14 protein-coding genes are annotated in these 16,159 nt (G+C 53.2%); 3 read left to right on the top strand and 11 right to left on the bottom strand.

The window, feature by feature from the left end:
* Nucleotides 1-72 precede the first annotated feature (72 nt).
* From ilvN to QMF38_RS07605, 10 genes are all read right to left on the bottom strand, one after another.
* On the bottom strand, nucleotides 73-603 hold the full coding sequence (ilvN, locus tag QMF38_RS07650) for an acetolactate synthase small subunit (protein WP_281759087.1): 531 nt from the start codon (nucleotides 601-603) through the stop codon (nucleotides 73-75).
* Nucleotides 600-2,342: a biosynthetic-type acetolactate synthase large subunit gene (gene ilvB, locus QMF38_RS07645; RefSeq protein WP_390854290.1), complete on the bottom strand. Its 1,743-nt coding sequence runs from the start codon at nucleotides 2,340-2,342 to the stop codon at nucleotides 600-602. Before ilvB ends, ilvN begins: the two co-directional genes overlap by 4 nt.
* A gap of 57 nt (nucleotides 2,343-2,399) precedes the next feature.
* Nucleotides 2,400-4,067 (bottom strand): dihydroxy-acid dehydratase, encoded by a 1,668-nt coding sequence (gene ilvD, locus QMF38_RS07640; RefSeq protein ID WP_281759086.1) that lies wholly within the window; start codon nucleotides 4,065-4,067, stop codon nucleotides 2,400-2,402.
* Between the two features lie 135 nt (nucleotides 4,068-4,202).
* On the bottom strand, nucleotides 4,203-5,075 hold the full coding sequence (ilvE, locus tag QMF38_RS07635) for a branched-chain-amino-acid transaminase (protein WP_074691244.1): 873 nt from the start codon (nucleotides 5,073-5,075) through the stop codon (nucleotides 4,203-4,205).
* A gap of 410 nt (nucleotides 5,076-5,485) precedes the next feature.
* The gene (locus QMF38_RS07630) at nucleotides 5,486-6,775 is read right to left on the bottom strand and encodes a homoserine dehydrogenase (RefSeq protein ID WP_281759085.1); all 1,290 of its coding nucleotides are present in this window, start codon (nucleotides 6,773-6,775) and stop codon (nucleotides 5,486-5,488) included.
* A 132-nt stretch (nucleotides 6,776-6,907) separates the two neighbouring features.
* Nucleotides 6,908-7,861: a carbohydrate kinase family protein gene (locus QMF38_RS07625; protein ID WP_281759084.1), complete on the bottom strand. Its 954-nt coding sequence runs from the start codon at nucleotides 7,859-7,861 to the stop codon at nucleotides 6,908-6,910.
* Between the two features lie 45 nt (nucleotides 7,862-7,906).
* Nucleotides 7,907-8,737: a carbohydrate ABC transporter permease gene (locus QMF38_RS07620; RefSeq protein WP_281759083.1), complete on the bottom strand. Its 831-nt coding sequence runs from the start codon at nucleotides 8,735-8,737 to the stop codon at nucleotides 7,907-7,909.
* Nucleotides 8,734-9,675 (bottom strand): carbohydrate ABC transporter permease, encoded by a 942-nt coding sequence (locus tag QMF38_RS07615; RefSeq protein WP_281759082.1) that lies wholly within the window; start codon nucleotides 9,673-9,675, stop codon nucleotides 8,734-8,736. Before QMF38_RS07615 ends, QMF38_RS07620 begins: the two co-directional genes overlap by 4 nt.
* A gap of 72 nt (nucleotides 9,676-9,747) precedes the next feature.
* Complete coding sequence (locus tag QMF38_RS07610) at nucleotides 9,748-11,127, bottom strand: ABC transporter substrate-binding protein (RefSeq protein ID WP_281759081.1); 1,380 nt, start codon at nucleotides 11,125-11,127, stop codon at nucleotides 9,748-9,750.
* Between the two features lie 20 nt (nucleotides 11,128-11,147).
* A complete protein-coding gene (locus QMF38_RS07605; RefSeq protein WP_058093751.1) occupies nucleotides 11,148-12,173 on the bottom strand; it encodes a LacI family DNA-binding transcriptional regulator in 1,026 nt (341 codons plus the stop codon).
* Between the two features lie 214 nt (nucleotides 12,174-12,387).
* On the opposite strand from QMF38_RS07605, the gene QMF38_RS07600 reads away from it, so the two are divergent.
* The 3 genes from QMF38_RS07600 to QMF38_RS07590 are packed head-to-tail and all read left to right on the top strand — an operon-like array spanning nucleotide 12,388 to nucleotide 15,369.
* Entirely contained in the window at nucleotides 12,388-13,479 is a 1,092-nt protein-coding gene (locus QMF38_RS07600; protein WP_281759080.1) for a substrate-binding domain-containing protein, read from the top strand.
* Nucleotides 13,480-13,525: 46 nt separating this feature from the next.
* The gene (locus tag QMF38_RS07595) at nucleotides 13,526-14,557 is read left to right on the top strand and encodes an extracellular solute-binding protein (protein ID WP_281759079.1); all 1,032 of its coding nucleotides are present in this window, start codon (nucleotides 13,526-13,528) and stop codon (nucleotides 14,555-14,557) included.
* Nucleotides 14,554-15,369: an ABC transporter permease gene (locus tag QMF38_RS07590; RefSeq protein WP_281759078.1), complete on the top strand. Its 816-nt coding sequence runs from the start codon at nucleotides 14,554-14,556 to the stop codon at nucleotides 15,367-15,369. Before QMF38_RS07595 ends, QMF38_RS07590 begins: the two co-directional genes overlap by 4 nt.
* 299 nt (nucleotides 15,370-15,668) lie before the next feature.
* On the opposite strand, the gene QMF38_RS07585 is transcribed toward QMF38_RS07590, so the two are convergent.
* Nucleotides 15,669-16,115 (bottom strand): Rrf2 family transcriptional regulator, encoded by a 447-nt coding sequence (locus QMF38_RS07585; protein WP_058093754.1) that lies wholly within the window; start codon nucleotides 16,113-16,115, stop codon nucleotides 15,669-15,671.
* Between the last annotated feature and the right edge of the window lie 44 nt (nucleotides 16,116-16,159).

Raw genomic sequence — 16,159 nt, 5'->3', positions numbered from 1 at the left:
TTGACTTTTGAATGGCCCTTCAGTGGATGAGACAGCGTGCCGACAGGCTCCCACAGCCCGTCGGCCGCCTTGTTAAATGGGAAGTACCTGGCTTTCATTAAGCCGTCTCAGTTCACTCACAGCACTAGCTTCTCGAGGCAGCGCCGTCAATCCCGTTCGCGCCAGTTCGCGAATGCCATACGGGCGCAACAAACTGATCAATGCCTCAATTTTCTCCGCGTCGCCTGTGACTTGGACGGTTACCGTGTCCCTGCCAACGTCGACGATGCTCGCCCGGAACGGATCGATAAGCGACGTGATAATAGCTCTTTGCGCAATCGGACTGTTGACCTGTATCAACGCCAACTCCCTCGACACCATCGGCGCCTCGGTCAAATCGGTTACCTTCAAAACATCAATCTGCTTATGCAACTGCTTCATGACCTGCTCGAGCGCCGCTTCGTCCATCTCGCTCATCACCAAGGTCATGCGGGAGACGTCAGGACTCTCCGTGATGCACACCGTGAGGCTCTGAATGTTGAATCCTTTGCGCATGAACAAGGCTGTGATGCGATTCAATACGCCCGGTTTGTTATGCACGAGTACAGATAGCACCGGTGTCATGGCTTCACCCCCACCATTTGATGAATTCCGGTGCCAGGTGCCACCATCGGGAACACGTTCTCTCGCGGCTCGACCACACATTCGAGAAACCCAGGTCCAGGAGCCGCTAAAAACGCTGCTAGAGCATCAGTTAAAGCATCGTCCTCCTGCACGCGCGTGGCAGGGATGCGATACGCCTCGGCCAACTTGATAAAATCAGGTTGCCATTCGAGCAGCGATGCCGAGTATCGTTCGCCATGGAACAATTCCTGCCATTGGCGGACCATACCAAGTGCACCATTGTTAACTATTACAACTTTAATTGGCAGTTCCATCTCGCCGATGACAGCCAATTCCTGCTGAGTCATCTGGAAGCCCGCATCGCCCAGAATAGCGACGACTTGTTGCTCTGGCTTGCCGAAATACGCACCAATTGCAGCGGGTAAACCAAACCCCATCGTGCCCAGGCCTCCAGACGTCACCCAGCGATCCGGTACTTCAAACGGGAAAAACTGCGCTGTCCACATCTGGTGTTGGCCTACATCTGTGATCACAACCGCGTTACCTGCGGTTAGCCGCGCGATCTCGGCAATCAGGCGCTGGGGTTTAATACCAGCACCTTCCTGCACATACCAGTAGGGAAACTGTTCCTTGGTCGCGAGCAATTCGTTCATCCATGCATCCGCGTGGGGCGACTCCACATCCGTAGCCAACATCATCAGCAACGCTTCTCGCACATCTCCGACGACGGGAATCTGCGTGCTGACGTTCTTGCCGATTTCCGCCGGATCGATATCGACGTGCGCGACCGTGGCGTGGGGAGCAAAAAACTCGAGTTTGCCTGTCAAGCGGTCGTCAAAGCGAGCCCCCAAATTGATTAAAAAGTCTGTTTCATGTAACGCCTTGTTGGCCGCCGCACTGCCGTGCATGCCGCCCATTCCAAGAAAAAGTGGGTGGCTCGCCGGGAATCCGCCTAATCCCAGCAAAGTATGGACAACAGGAAGTCGGTGCCGCTCGGCGAAAGCCACAAGTTCTGCACTCGCGCCCGCGTGCAAAATTCCTGCGCCGGCAAGGATCACAGGCTTCTTGGCACGCGACAACCCAGACATCAACTTGCGAATTTGAAGCTGATGCGGGATGACCGTCGGCTGATAACCCGGTAGTTGCAGCGGATCGTCGTATGAAAACAGTGCAGTCTCCCCAGCTACATCCTTCGGAATATCGATTAAAACCGGCCCTTTTCGTCCTGAGTTCGCAATGTGAAACGCCTCTTTGAAGACTTTGGGAATTTCCGATGCATGCCGAATTTGATAGTTGTGTTTAGTGATGGGTGTGCTGATGCCGATGATGGATGTCTCCTGAAAGGCATCTGTACCAATCACCGTCTTCGCCACTTGTCCCGTGATCGCCACGATGGGGATACTGTCCATCATCGCGTCAGCCAGACCTGTGACGAGATTGGTTGCCCCAGGCCCTGAGGTCGCGATCACGACGCCCGGCCGACCAGTTACGCGTGCGTATCCTTCTGCTGCATGAATGGCACCCTGCTCGTGCCGCGTCAGCACGTGGCGAATGCCACACTCGTACAACGCGTCGTAAAGAGGCAGAACGGCGCCACCCGGGTAGCCAAAAATGACGTCCACGCGCTCTCGTCGCAAGGCCTCTACGACCATGTCAGCCCCCTTCAACAACATCGCGCCATCCGTCCTGTGATTCGCCTCTCCCATCGGACGCTTCATTTCATCCGCAGGCTTTGACATACCTGGCATCGTTTTGCCTCCTCTCTTTGTATCGAAAAATAATAGTTGTCATCCTCTTCAGACTTTCAAAACTGCACCGGTGTTGGCGGAAGTGACAAGATGGGCATATCTTGCAAGGTAGCCTGTCAGCCTTTCCTTCTCCGGTGGCTGATACGACTCCCTGCGCCGCTCCAAATCTTCATTCGAGACATTGAGCTGAATGGAGCGGTTGGCCAGATCGATGACAATCTCGTCGCCATCCTCTACCAAAGCAATGGGTCCTCCAACCCCTGCCTCTGGCGAAATGTGGCCGACGCAAATCCCACGCGTCGCGCCGGAAAACCGCCCGTCCGTAATGAGCGCCACGTCGCGGCCCAATCCACGTCCGACAATAGACGACGTAGGTGCGAGCATCTCAGGCATACCGGGTCCGCCTTTTGGCCCTTCGTAGCGAATGACCACCACGTGCCCGGGTTGTACGCGACCCTCATTGATGCCAGCCAAGGCTTCATCTTGCGAATTGAAGACAATAGCCTTCCCGACAAAACGAGTGATGTCTGGATCGACCGCACCTACTTTGAGGACCGCCCCGTCCGGTGCTAAATTTCCGTAGAAAATGGAGAGTCCGCCCTCTTTGCTGTACGGGTCGCTCGCCGGGTGAATGACCTTCTCGTCGACAATGTGTGCATTCTGTACCGATTCGTACAGCGTCTTCCCGGAAATGGTCAGACGATCTCGATGCACCGCATCGGTGTGTTCACACAGTTCACGGATGATCGCCGAGACACCGCCAGCTCGATGCACGTCCTGCATACTGTATTCCGAGGCTGGACTAATTTTCGCAAGGTATGGCACGCGCTTTGCAATTTCATTGATGTCGGCAAGGGAATAGTCGATCCCGGCCTCGTGTGCAATCGCCATCAGGTGAAGTACTGTATTCGTGGACCCGCCCATCGCCATGTCAAGCGCGAACGCGTCGTCGATGGCTTCACGGGTGATGATATCGCGCGGACGGATATCTTCCTGAACCATGCGAATGAGGTGTTTTGCGGCTTCGTAGATCAATTCATGCCGCTCTTTCGATGTGGCAACAAGCGTCCCATTGCCGGGAAGGGCTATGCCGAGCATCTCCATAATGCAGTTCATCGAATTCGCGGTGAACATTCCAGAACACGACCCGCAGGTCGGACACGCATTTTGCTCGAGATCCAGCAGTTCGCTCTCGGAAATGGCGCCGCTTTGATAGCGCCCGACTCCTTCAAACACGGAACTTAACGACAATGTTTGACCTGTTCGCGACTTGCCAGCTTCCATCGGCCCGCCTGAGACAAAGACGGCTGGAACGTTCGTGCGCACGGCGGCCATCAGCATACCGGGCGTAATTTTGTCGCAGTTCGGAATATAAAAGACACCGTCAAACCAATGTGCATTAATCATCGTCTCTGCCGAGTCGGCAATCAGTTCGCGGCTTGCGAGGGAGTACCGCATACCAATGTGTCCCATGGCAATCCCATCGTCGACGCCAATGGTATTGAATTCAAATGGAATTCCGCCTGCCTGACGAATTGCGTCTTTGACCACTTCGGCGAATTCTTTCAGATGGACGTGACCCGGGACGATATCGACATAGGAGTTACAGACGCCAATAAACGGTTTGGGTAGATCCGTCGGACGAACTCCAGTTGCATACAGCAAACTGCGGTGAGGCGCCCTATCGACGCCCTTTTTGATCATGTCGCTTCGCATGATTTTGCCACTCCCTGCAATTCTATATCTAGCGAAATTTCATTATATACAAACTATTTTATTTGGAAAATATCGCACCGCCGCAACAAAGAGCGGTGCGATATTTCTTTGCCGCAAGCCAAACAAAACCTGTGTTTAGATGCGGACGCCATCAGTCCGCACGATTTGGGTAAAGGCCTCGTGAATTCGCTTCGTGATGGACCCCGGCGCCCCATTGCCAATGGTCCTGCGATCGACGCTGATCACAGGGACAATCTCGGCAGCGGTGCCAGTCAAGAAGACTTCATCGGCAACGTAGACATCGTGCTGCGTGAACGGCTCCTGTTTGACAACATAGCCAAGTTCGCCGGCCAATTCGATAACAGCCTGTCGCGTAATGCCTTCCAGTGCCCCGAGATAAGCTGGAGGCGTCGTCAGCACGCCGTCGCGGACAACAAAAATGTTTTCCCCTGAGCCTTCGACCACATAGCCCTCGGAATTTAACACAATCGCTTCACTGGCGCCGGCGTTTAACGCCTCCATCTTGATGAGAATGTTGTTGAGGTAGTTAAGAGATTTAATTTTCGGGTTGAGCGAATCACTACGGTTCCGGCGAGTAGCCGCAGTAACGGCATGAATGCCTTGTTCATACAAGGCTGCCGAAAACATGGCAAGTTGCTCAGCGATGATAAATACGCGCGCTCCGTGGCAGTTGGTGGGGCTTAAACCCAAATCTCCGCTCCCACGGGTAACTACCAGGCGAATGTACGCGGACGACAATTCATTTCGACGCAACGTTTCACAAACGAGATCTGTCATCTCTTCCTGTGTATAAGGGATCTCGAGTGCAATGGACTTCGCCGAATCATACAGCCGGCGAATATGTTGTTGTAATCGAAATACATTTCCGTCGTACGAACGAATGCCTTCAAAGATTCCATCTCCGTAAAGCAAGCCATGGTCAAATACGGAAACCTTGGCGTCGTCCCGGCTTACGAAAGCACCGTCCAGAAAAATTTGAGATCCCAAGTACAACGCCCCTCTTTCGCTGTTGTCAGCGAGTTTCTATTTTGAATTGAATTTTCAAACAATATTCCGTCAAAACGCCGCTAACCTTGTGCTAATGCATTGAAATGCTTCGTTTTGACAAGAATCAGACGACTTGCTGGTCATTTTAGTACGGGTATGGAGCCCTGTCAATTAGGGGAGAGCCCGAGGAACGCCGTGAAACCGCTTGCAAAAGGAGAATGGGCAACGTAAAAAGCCGCCATATCAACGTTTCCGGGACTGGCTAAAAAATTCGCAGAGCAAGAAGATAACTCGCAACCGAACCCATATCATAGGCGAACCCATTACTCGATTTCCGTGCTTTCACTTGCCATAAGCCTACTGAGCCCATAACAAAGGCGGGCCCACTGCCCGCCCTTGTCCACTTTTCTTCACTCTGCCACCGGCTCGACCGGCATCACAGCTTCAACTGCCAACTGCGGCGACCGAGACAGTTGAACAGCAATTTCCCGAGCCAACCGCGAGGATATGTCGTGTGTAACAATCACAATTTCCGCGCGGTCTCCTTCGACTCGTTTCTGCAGCACAGTCTCCATGCTTGCACGGTATTCGCCAAACAAGTGAGCTACTTGCGCAAACACACCGGGTTGATCCGCCGCGGTTAAGCGGAAGTAATATTTGTAAACATCGTCCTCTCGCTCGACCACAGGCTTGCGCTCACCCGCAGAACCGTTCGGTGAACTGGCCACAAAGCCGAGCTTTAAGTTACGGACAAGCGCAATGATATCACCGACAACCGCACTCGCGGTCGGCATCCGCCCAGCACCACGTCCAAAGAACATCAGATCGCCTGCCGCATCTCCACGCACAAAAAGAGCGTTGTAGGCATCCGACACATGCGCCAGAGGATGGTTCTTCGGAATGAGCGTCGGGCGCACGGCTAACGTCAGTTCCCCATCGCGATCGCGCCCGACGGCTAAAAGCTTGATGACATAACCTGCTTCGTCCGCATAGCGCACATCAGTTGCCGTAATGTGGCGAATGCCCTCCACGCGCACGTCACTGAGATGGACTTCCGTATGGAAAGCAATGGAGGCGAGGATCACCAATTTACGTGCCGCATCGAGGCCGTCGACGTCACTTGAAGGGTCTGCCTCAGCATAGCCCAAGTCCTGCGCCATCTGCAGAGCTTCGGCGAAATCGATGTGGCGCGTCGTCATTTGGGTTAAAATGAAGTTTGTGGTGCCGTTGATAATCCCTTTTAAATCCGTAACTTCGTTAGCCGTCAGGTTTTCCTTCAGCGGCCCGACGAGTGGAATGGCGCCACCGACCGCAGCCTCAAAGAGCACGCTTACGCCATTTGCAGCCGCAGTCTGCAGAATTTCAGGTCCGTGCAAGGCGATGAGATCCTTGTTGGCCGTCACAACGTGTTTCCCCCGCGACAAGGCCTCCAAAATATACGTCTTTGCTGGTTCGATCCCGCCAATGGTCTCCACGACAATTTGAATGTCATCGTCCGCCAGAATATCCTCCGGCGAAGTGGTCAACTGTTCGTCGATGAAAGAAACACCGCGATCTTTTTGCGTGTCGCGCACGAGAATAGTCTTCACGACCGGCCGCAGACCCGTCATATCGGCAACTCTATCTGCACGGCGCCGCACAAGCGAAACGACGCCTGCACCAACCGTCCCACATCCCAACAATCCGATTTGAATTTGCATCTCCTATGTCCTCCCCGACTCCTGCCACAACAATCGCTCCGGTTGCGACTGACGATGCCTAAAGCAACATACAAACAGCCGCGAAACCGTCCAAACATTTTGCTTCTTTATACCCTCCGTCCACAAACACTGTCAAGCAGGCAGGTGTACCAAGATTTCGGGAAGGGTTGGCAGAGCATCCATCGCTCCCTGCTTTGTCGTCGTGAGCGCTCCTGCTACCGTCGCAAATGTCACGGCGTCGACAAACAGCTCGTCGTCCCGTATCACCTGCAACAAAGCCTTGGCATTGCGCGTTACGCGATACAAAAGAGCTCCCAAAAATGCATCGCCAGCGGCTGTTGTGTCTACCGCGGCCACAGGTAAAGAAGGAATGCGGACGCGACCGCTGTCCGTGTCGACGATAGCTCCCTGCGGTCCGCAGGTCACCGCAAACCGAACCGCGGGAAACGCCGAGCGAAGCTGATTCATGCCCGCATCCACGTTATCCTCACCCGTGAGAAAAAGCACTTCATCATCGGAGATTTTCACGAGGTCTGCCGCTGCTATCGCCGTTTGTATGCGCGATCGCGCTTCTTCTAAATCTCTCCACAGCGGCGGCCGCAGGTTTGGGTCAAACGAGATGACACAACCAGCCGCCTTCGCCAGTTCCATGGCGGCAAAAGTCGCATCGTACGAGGGATTGTCCGTGAGAGAAAGGGAACCAAAATGAAAGACGCGAGCCTGCTCAAACCAGGTGGGATCCAACTCTTTGGCCTGTAGCTGTGTGTCTGCACCAGGACTGCGCTCAAAGGAAAATGACCGTTCTCCGTCCGCTGCGAGCTGCACAAATGCCAGGGTCGTGCGGGCGGGATCGCGCAGAAGCGACGTGGTATCGATGCCAAACGCCTGCACAGAGCGTTCCAGATAATCACCGAACGGATCCCTGCCCACCTTAGCTATGAGTTGTCCGGTACCGCCCAAGCGACAAACGGTCGCCAAGACATTGGCGGGTGCCCCTCCAGCCGATCCAACCATCTGAGGCGCACCCTCCGCCACTAGCGATACACGAAAGTCGATCAACAATTCGCCTAATGCCAGTACGTCCAATCGCTTATCGTTCCTCCTTGCGCCGCTCACCTGCTGATTCGGACATTACCCTTTCACAGCACCCTGCGTCAAACCAGAAACAATCCATTTCCGGAAGATAATAACGAGCAATACAATAGGGACGATGGAAACGACCGATCCGGCGAAAATCGTTCCGTAGGGAACCGTGTACTGCCCACTAAACAGCGCGATGCCCACTGGAATGGTCCGCATCGTATTCGATGGATTGAATACGAGGGCCATGAAAAACTCCGTCCAACAGGCGACGAACGTAAAGACTGCGGCTGTGAACAGCCCTGGCGTTGTAAGCGGCAAGAAAATCCGCCAAAAGGCCGTGAACACGGACGAACCGTCGATCTTGGCCGCTTCAAACAGCGCACCTGGAACTTGCAAAAAGTAATTTCGCAAAATCCAGATTGCAAACGGCAAATTAAACGCTGTGTACGGGATGATCAGCGCTTGATAGCTGTCCAACCAACCCACATCTCGCAGAAGCATGTATAGAGGTGTAATGACAACCAACGGTGGAAAGACCGAGATAATCAACAAAAAAATCAACATTGGCCGCTTGCCGCTCACGGGTAAGCGCGCGATCGCAAATCCTGCCATCGAACTAAAGGCCAATACGATAAATGTCGAGACGACAGCGACAATCACGCTGTTTAAGATATACCGGCCAAAATGAAACTGGCCAAACGCCTCAGCATAGTGTTGAAAAGTCCAGTGCTTAGGAAAATATGCCGGCGGATACGAACTAATGTCGGTATTGGGTTCGAACGATGAAACAAACATCCAATAAAAGGGCAGGAGAATCGCAATCAAAAATGCAATGAGTACCACGTAACCAAGGATTCGCTTCGACAATGGCTTGGTCATTGTGCTTCCTCCCCTACCATGCCGCGGAACGCAGACAAGAAGATCAAGCAAGCGCCGAGAATGAGAATGACTGTACTAATAGCTACCGCAGCGCCTAGGCCAAAGTGTAGATTGGTAAACAAGGTTTCTTCCCCGAGCATCGCGAGCGATGTCGTTGTCGTACCTGGCCCACCTTGCGTTAGGACGAACGGCAGGTCGAAGATGCCGAATGCCTGCAGGATGCGGAACAAACCAGCGAGTGCTATGCTGCCGCGCAACTGCGGAAATGTGACATTCCAAAACGACTGCCAAGCGTTTGCTCCATCAATTAAAGCCGCTTCGTAGTAATCCTTCGGGATCATTTGTAGACCACTTAAAAGGATGATAACTACAAACGGCGTTGTCTTCCAAATATCAGCAATCATAAGTGAAACAACGGCAGTGAACGGTTGTCCAAGCCAATTAACCTGTGTATGAATGATGTGCAATCCCTGTAGAATTGCGTTTAAGACACCATAGACACCGTTATAGATGTAGCCCCACATCTGAGCCGAAATCACCGTAATTAAAGCCCAAGGTATCAGCATGACAATAATCGAGATGCTCTTCAGCCGTTCGACGTTTTGAATCGCCAAGGCGATGAGCAGACCGAAAAACAGCTCCACGGCAACCGTAATCACCGAGTAGTAAATCGTGAAACCTACGCTGTGCCAGAATAGTGGCGCGGAGTATACATCCTTGTAATTCTGCAATCCCGTAAACGTGAACTGGAAGCCGTTTGTCGTCAACTGGATGTTGTTAAAACTCATGAATAATGAATATATGATTGGGAAAATCGTAACAGCCAGTATGACAATGCCAGCGGGCGTCAGCAACCCCCATCCGGCACGAACATCTGTACGCTGTAAAATCCCGCTGCGCCGCTCCTTCTTACTTGTACTCGCGGCTTCCATGGCCATCCTTGTCAACCTCCCTAACTCATGGTGAGAGCGGGACGGGCTCCAAGGGTTACTCGGAGCCCCTTACCCACATTAAAGTCCACCCGAACCAGACCCCGATTGCGCGCTGTTAATTTGCGAATTCGCGTTCTTCAGAGCCGTGCTGACGCTGACGCTGCCAGCCAGAGCCTCGTTAACATTGTCGTAAATCGCCTTCGAAACACTCGGATACTGCGGCGTTTGCGACGGACGCGATACAAACTTCACCTTCGGCAACAGAGCGAAGACCGGACTGTATTTCTTCAAAGTAGGACTGTTCGCCACTGCCTTGATGGTTGGCATCTCCGAGTTGGCCGCAAGGATTTCCTGTGCTTGCGGACTCGTCATCCAGTCGATAAATTGCAGTGCGGCAGCGAGATCTTTGGTGTGTGGATTAAGGTACAAATCCCATCCACCGACTGTGCTATAGCCACTGCTCCCGTGCCCAGCGAACGTAGGCAGCGCCGTAACCCCAACCTTGCCAACAACCTTCGAACTTGCCGGGTTTTGCGAATCGGACCATGCGTAGGACCAATTGCGCAAGAAGACGGCCTGTCCTTGCGTGAAGACGTTCTCGGACTGTGGCTCTTGGAAGGTATCGACGGTCTTCGGCGTGACACCCGACGTGATCAAGCTCCGCATGAAACTCAATGCTTTATTGGCAGCGGGCGTATTTAAGGATGCCTTGCCATTAGTCAACACGCTGCCACCTGCATCGGCAAGGTACTCGTCGAAGTCGCAGGTCAATCCTTCGTAATCCGCGCCTTGCCAAACAAAACCGTACTTCGCTCCACCCTTCTTGACAATCGTTGCTGCCTCGGACTTAACCTGTTCCCAAGTCGTTGGCACGGGCAAGTGGTACTTTTGGAGCAAATCCTTTCGGTAGTACAAGAACGCTGTATCTGCGAACAACGGTGCCGCATAGACCTTGCCGTTGTAGGTCGCTCCTTGAACCAAACCGTTGGAGAAGCGATTCCAGAACGACTTTGGCAAATAATCACTCAATGGGGCCGCGAGTTGTGCATGAGCGAACTGTGCAGGCCAGATCACGTCACCCATGTAGACGTCTGGCGTCGATGACCCACCGCTGATGGTCGCCGTCAGATCAGCGCGGTTGGTGTCCGTACTCGACGGCTGTACCTGCATCGTCACCTTGATTTTTGGATACTTTTTCTCAAATGCAGCAACCAATTGTTTAGCGACAGGACCTGTCGTAAACGACTCTGCCCAAACAATGGAGCCGGAAGCGTGGCTATAATTGACCAGATGTGTCGGTGCTACAACGTTTGTTGAAACGGTGTTTTGTTTTGGTGCAATGGCTGCAGAACCGTTGGCCGTATTCCCGGATTGTGTTTGGCCGCATCCGGCCAACAGTGCCGTAGTCGTCGAAGCAATGGCTACGACGGCTGCCCAATTTCCTGTACGCGCTTTCATTTGTCTTTTGCCCCCTTGTATCATGATCCTAGTGCACGAACGGATTCTCGTTCCACCAATCGGTGCGGTAGCAGATAGTCCCCTATTTCGGACGGTGACGGTTCTCTTCCGACGGCTCTTACCAACCAACTGACCGCAGCCTCGCCAATCTCGGCAAACGGTTGCGCCACCGTGGTTAACCTCGGTGTAATCATGCGAGCGAGAGGAAGGTCATCGAAACCCACGACAGAGATATCCTCGGGCACGTGTAAACCGTTGTCATTTAAGCAACGAATGGCCCCTAGCGCCATTTCATCCGAGGCGGTACAGAGCGCCGTCATATGGAAGTTCGGCTGCTTTTCTAGTAGTCGTTGCATCGCCTGGTATCCGTCGTCAAATCGGTACTGACCATACTCCACGAGTTCCTCGTTATACTCAATTCCAAAATGGCGAAGCCCTTTGCGATACCCTTCCAAACGAAGTTCGCCCGTCTTATCGTCCCACTGCCTGCCAGCGATCATTCCAATCCTCTGGTGTCCGCGCGTAACTAGGTAGGCCACAACATCAAACATTGCGCGCACTTCGTCGATCCGAAACGAAGGCAAGGGTGTTCGCGCCTCACTCTGCGTGAGTGTCAACACAACCGGGATACCAACGCGCTGCAGTATTGGATCGTAATCCTCGGTGACCAGTTTGCTGGTAAAAATAATCCCAGAAACCTGATAGCCGCCGAGGATGGAGAAGCCGTCCAGCGCTCGTTCACGCGAATGCTCGGAATCGTACAGCAGAACCTTCATCCCGTTCTGTTGACTGGCTCGGTCGATACCCTTGTACAATTCGTTAAAGAAGAAATCCGTGATGCCGGGAACAATGAGACCGAGTGTATCACTGCGTTTCGCGGACAAGCCTCGCGCGATGGCACTCGGCTGATAAGCCATGCGCTCCATGGCTGCGCGAACCCTCTCCATGGTCTCGGGATCAACCATGTCTGGTTTGTTCAAGACCCGCGAAACCGTTGCGGTTGAAACACCCGCAGCCTTCGCAACGTCACGAATGGTCGCTCGCAAGCGTACTCACCTCCTTTGCAATTGTTTCATAAAACGGTTTCAAAAAATGTGACAGCCAAATCATAGCCAAGGAACCCCTTGATGTCAACGCTTTCATTACTATTTTGCATAGACGATGATGGTTTATGTAACAAACCAATATTGAAAATGAAATTGCGCAGATTGTGATGATACAGGTAAGATGAAAATATATTTTCGAACGAGGCGGTCGGAGATGAAATATCCCAATCGAGTTCAACAATTGCGACAAAGCACCGGATTGTCTCGTGCTGAAGTGGCGCAACAAGTTGGCATTACACCACAGGCTTTGGGGCTTATCGAACAAGGTCGCGTGAGTCCATTGACGCACGTTGCACTGGGGCTCTCTCGGGCGTTAGGAACGACAGTTGAATCACTTTTTCAGCAACCGGAGGCCGAACAAGCGACATGGCGTCTATTTGCTCCGGATCTCGACCCTGCTCGTGTGCCCGACAGAATCCGCACCGTCGTCGGGCATGTGAGCGGCCAGCCCATTGTCCGTTCCCTGCAGCATGCGGCATTTGGCACGCCAGCATGCGCCATGGCCGCGCCAACGTCCATCCAGAAGGCTCGCGTCGAATGGCTTGGCGATCCGGCGCAAAGCTTCACTACCCTCTTCGTATCCGGATGCGACCCGGCGCTATCGCTGGTCTGTGGGTGGATGAACAAGCAATCGTCCACCTGCCAAGCCGTGCATTTTCACGCGACCAATCGCCAGTCATTGGCGGAACTTGCTGCCGGTGTGACACATGTTGCGGCTATACATGGGACGCTGGAAGACTTGCCAGGGCTATTGAAACAGTGCGAAGAACCGGTGGTTGCAATCGAACTTGCCCGGGCGTGTATGGGCTGGATCGTCCCCCACGGGAACCCAAAGCGCTGGGTTGTGAGCAGAGATTTTGGCGACGGGGAGATCCGCATCGTCAATCGCCCGATAGGGGCCGGTGCACGACTGCTTATCGACACAGAACTAGCCCGTCAAAGCCTAAACCCCAAGCAAGTGATGGGATACGATCGCGAGGTGGCCGATCACTGGCAGGTCGCGCAAGCAGTCGCACTAGGCGCAGCGGACGTGGGTGTCGCCCACGAATGTGTATGCACGCTACATCATGTGTCATTTATCCCCATCCGCAACGAAATCACGATGCTCTTCATCCCTCGTTCATATCTACGGCATCCGGCCGTCCAAAGTCTATGCGAGGTGTTGCAGTCGGACCGATTTCGCTCCGATTTGGGCGCTGCTGGGCCGTACGACGTGGCACATACAGGTCAACTTTTTGTCAATTGATATATGAAGCCTATCAACCTTCTAAAAGGAAGTGAGTGATTTGTCTATGACTCAAATCAAATGCCGCACATCGATCACATCCCTTATCGGGGCTCTACTTATTTCCAGCATGCTAACGGGGTGCACAACGCCCTCTCACGAAACCAACACGAAAACAGCTTCCGCCAGTGTCACGCACCAAACGCCCTTATCAGTGCTGTATGCAGGCTCCATGACACATGTGATGGAGAACGAGATTCGCCCGGCTGCCAACGCGGCACTACATATCGATTTCCAAGGTGAAGGCGCTGGCTCTGCCGAGTTGGCTCACATGATCACAGCTAAAGTCGCCAATCCCGACGTATTTATCAGCGCCTCCCCAAGCGTGGACACCAACGATTTAATGGGACCTTCGAACGGCAATGCGATCCGCTGGTATCTCACACTTGCTTCTGATCAATTGGTCATCGCATATGCGCCGCATAGCCGATTCCGATCCGAACTGCAAGCGGCTGCGCAAAATAAGATTCCGTGGTATAAGGTGCTTGCAACGCCAGGCTTACGCCTTGGCCGCACCGACCCTAACCTCGATCCGAAGGGTGCCGATACCATTTTAATGATGAAGCTGGCGGAAAAACTTTACCACCAGCCGCACCTTGAACAAACATTGCTCGGAAGCGACGAAAACCCAAAACAGGTTTACCCCGAGGAAGATTTGATTGCGCAGTTGACCAGCGGACAAATGGACGCCGTGATCGCGTATAAACACGAGGCCATTGAGTGGCACGTCCCATACATCACACTGCCAAACGCCATCAATTTGGGTGATCCGGCGGATGCCAAAACCTACGCACAGGTGTCGTGGCAGCCGACACACGGCAAGCCCGTGGTCGGTGCACCAATTCTATTTACCATCACGGTTCCCGAACGAGCTCCCCATGCGTCGGCAGCGGTGGCCTTTGTCCGTTATATGGTTGATGGCCAAGGGCACACAATGCTCATGCGCGATGGATTTACGGCGACCAAAATTGAAGTCGGCGGAGATGAAACAGCCGTGCCGCACAGCCTTTCGTCGACGATTCAGGGGAAGATTTCGTGAAGTTAACCGGACTGCGCCTCACTTTGCTCATTGTTTTCGCAATCGTACCGATTCTTTACACGTTGCTACCCATGGCGCACCTGTTTGTCGGCACATCTCCAGCTTCTATGTGGAGATCTTGGATGGATCCCGAGCTGCTTGCCGCCGTCGCGACGTCGCTTCTCGGCGCGGTGACGGCAACTGCTCTGTCCTTGGGCTTCGGTTTACCGGCAGCCTTTTTGATCGCGATTGCTCGATTTCCTGGAAAGTGGTTGCTTGAATCGCTTCTCTTGCTGCCACTCGTCCTGCCACCCATTGTCGGCGGCGTTGCATTAGTCGACCTGTTTGGGCCTTATGCCTGGATTGGTCAGTGGGCGGCTATGCGTGGTGTGATGTTGACAAATTCGCTTTGGGGAATCGTGCTGGCGCAATGGTATATCACCGGGCCATTCCTGATTGTCACTGCGGAGGCAGGATTTCGTGAGGTACCGAGTGAGCTTCGCGAAGCGGCGATATTGGATGGAGCAGACTTATTGACACAATTTTGGAGATTGTATGTTCCGTTAGCAGGAAAGGCGATTTTAGCGGGAACCGCATTGACGTTCGCCAGGGCAGTGGGGGAGTTTGGCGCTACCATGTTAATGGCATACCATCCGTACAGCCTGCCAGTCGACATCTGGGTGCAATTTACCGCGAATGGCGTCTCCGGCATGATTCCGATTGCCTGTGGAGCCATCCTGATGATGGTCGTTGGCCTTGTTATCGGACGGTGGATCATGCGAGTGCGGCAGAGTCATCAGCGAGAGACGTCCTCATCTGCGTCACCTTGGTGAAGTGAGCAGACGCCAAACCGATACATCCCTGATGGCATGAGCCGAAAGCAGGTGTGCATTTCAGATTCGGCGTGTTTGCTGTCACGCAGTTGATGACAAATCACACACCAAATCATGTCATCTCGCAGTGACCAATCCTCATTGTGCACGATAGGCGCCCCCCAAAAGATTGGTGTAGACCTACGATATCACAGCGGGGGTGCAGAATCTGACGAAAGCTGTCGAAGTCGTGAAAATCTCCTGACGGCTTGGCGAATAGCCCCTCAATTTGTCGATTGAAATCCATTGTGGATTGTGTTTCAAGAGGTTCTGTTCTTAGCGAAAAGCACCCGCAACAGCACCGGATCGCCCACAACATCAGCTAAGGTATATTCGTCCAACACAGCTAAAAATGCCTCCATCGCCTTCTGTAAAACGCGTTTCAGTCTGCAGGTCGGATTCAAAATACATATTCCGGCCTCAGCTTGAAAACACTCGACAACGTGCAGGTTTTCTTCCATTTGGCGGACCACATCCCCGATGCGAATTTCAGTCGCAGGTTTGGCGAGCCGAAACCCACCGTTGCGGCCGCGAATGGTCTGAATGTAACCAAGTTGACCAAGCCTGTGCACGGCCTTGGTCAAATGATTTCGCGATATCCCGTACACTTTCGCGATTTCATCGATATTCGCAAGTTCTTCTGATGGAAGGGAGGCTGCATACATGAGTGTTCGCAACGAATAATCCGTAAACAGCGTCAAGTTCACGTTTTAGATCCCCTTTCGTCATACATCCGTCAAACAAAGATGCA

The organism is Alicyclobacillus hesperidum subsp. aegles (assembly GCF_027923525.1).
In the GTDB taxonomy this organism is placed as follows: domain Bacteria; phylum Bacillota; class Bacilli; order Alicyclobacillales; family Alicyclobacillaceae; genus Alicyclobacillus; species Alicyclobacillus aegles.
The sequence above is the reverse complement of the archived record's forward strand: the minus strand, read 5'-3'. Positions and strand labels throughout refer to the sequence as shown.

Bases quoted from the DNA above. Each gene is read 5' to 3' on its own strand.
- QMF38_RS07610 (WP_281759081.1), bottom strand. From the start codon at position 11,127: ATGAAAGCGCGTACAGGAAATTGGGCAGCCGTCGTAGCCATTGCTTCG.
- QMF38_RS07630 (WP_281759085.1), bottom strand. From the start codon at position 6,775: ATGCAAATTCAAATCGGATTGTTGGGATGTGGGACGGTTGGTGCAGGC.
- ilvN (WP_281759087.1), bottom strand. From the start codon at position 603: ATGACACCGGTGCTATCTGTACTCGTGCATAACAAACCGGGCGTATTG.
- QMF38_RS07600 (WP_281759080.1), top strand. From the start codon at position 12,388: ATGAAATATCCCAATCGAGTTCAACAATTGCGACAAAGCACCGGATTG.
- ilvB (WP_390854290.1), bottom strand. From the start codon at position 2,342: ATGTCAAAGCCTGCGGATGAAATGAAGCGTCCGATGGGAGAGGCGAAT.
- ilvD (WP_281759086.1), bottom strand. From the start codon at position 4,067: ATGCGAAGCGACATGATCAAAAAGGGCGTCGATAGGGCGCCTCACCGC.
- QMF38_RS07615 (WP_281759082.1), bottom strand. From the start codon at position 9,675: ATGGCCATGGAAGCCGCGAGTACAAGTAAGAAGGAGCGGCGCAGCGGG.
- QMF38_RS07595 (WP_281759079.1), top strand. From the start codon at position 13,526: ATGACTCAAATCAAATGCCGCACATCGATCACATCCCTTATCGGGGCT.
- QMF38_RS07620 (WP_281759083.1), bottom strand. From the start codon at position 8,737: ATGACCAAGCCATTGTCGAAGCGAATCCTTGGTTACGTGGTACTCATT.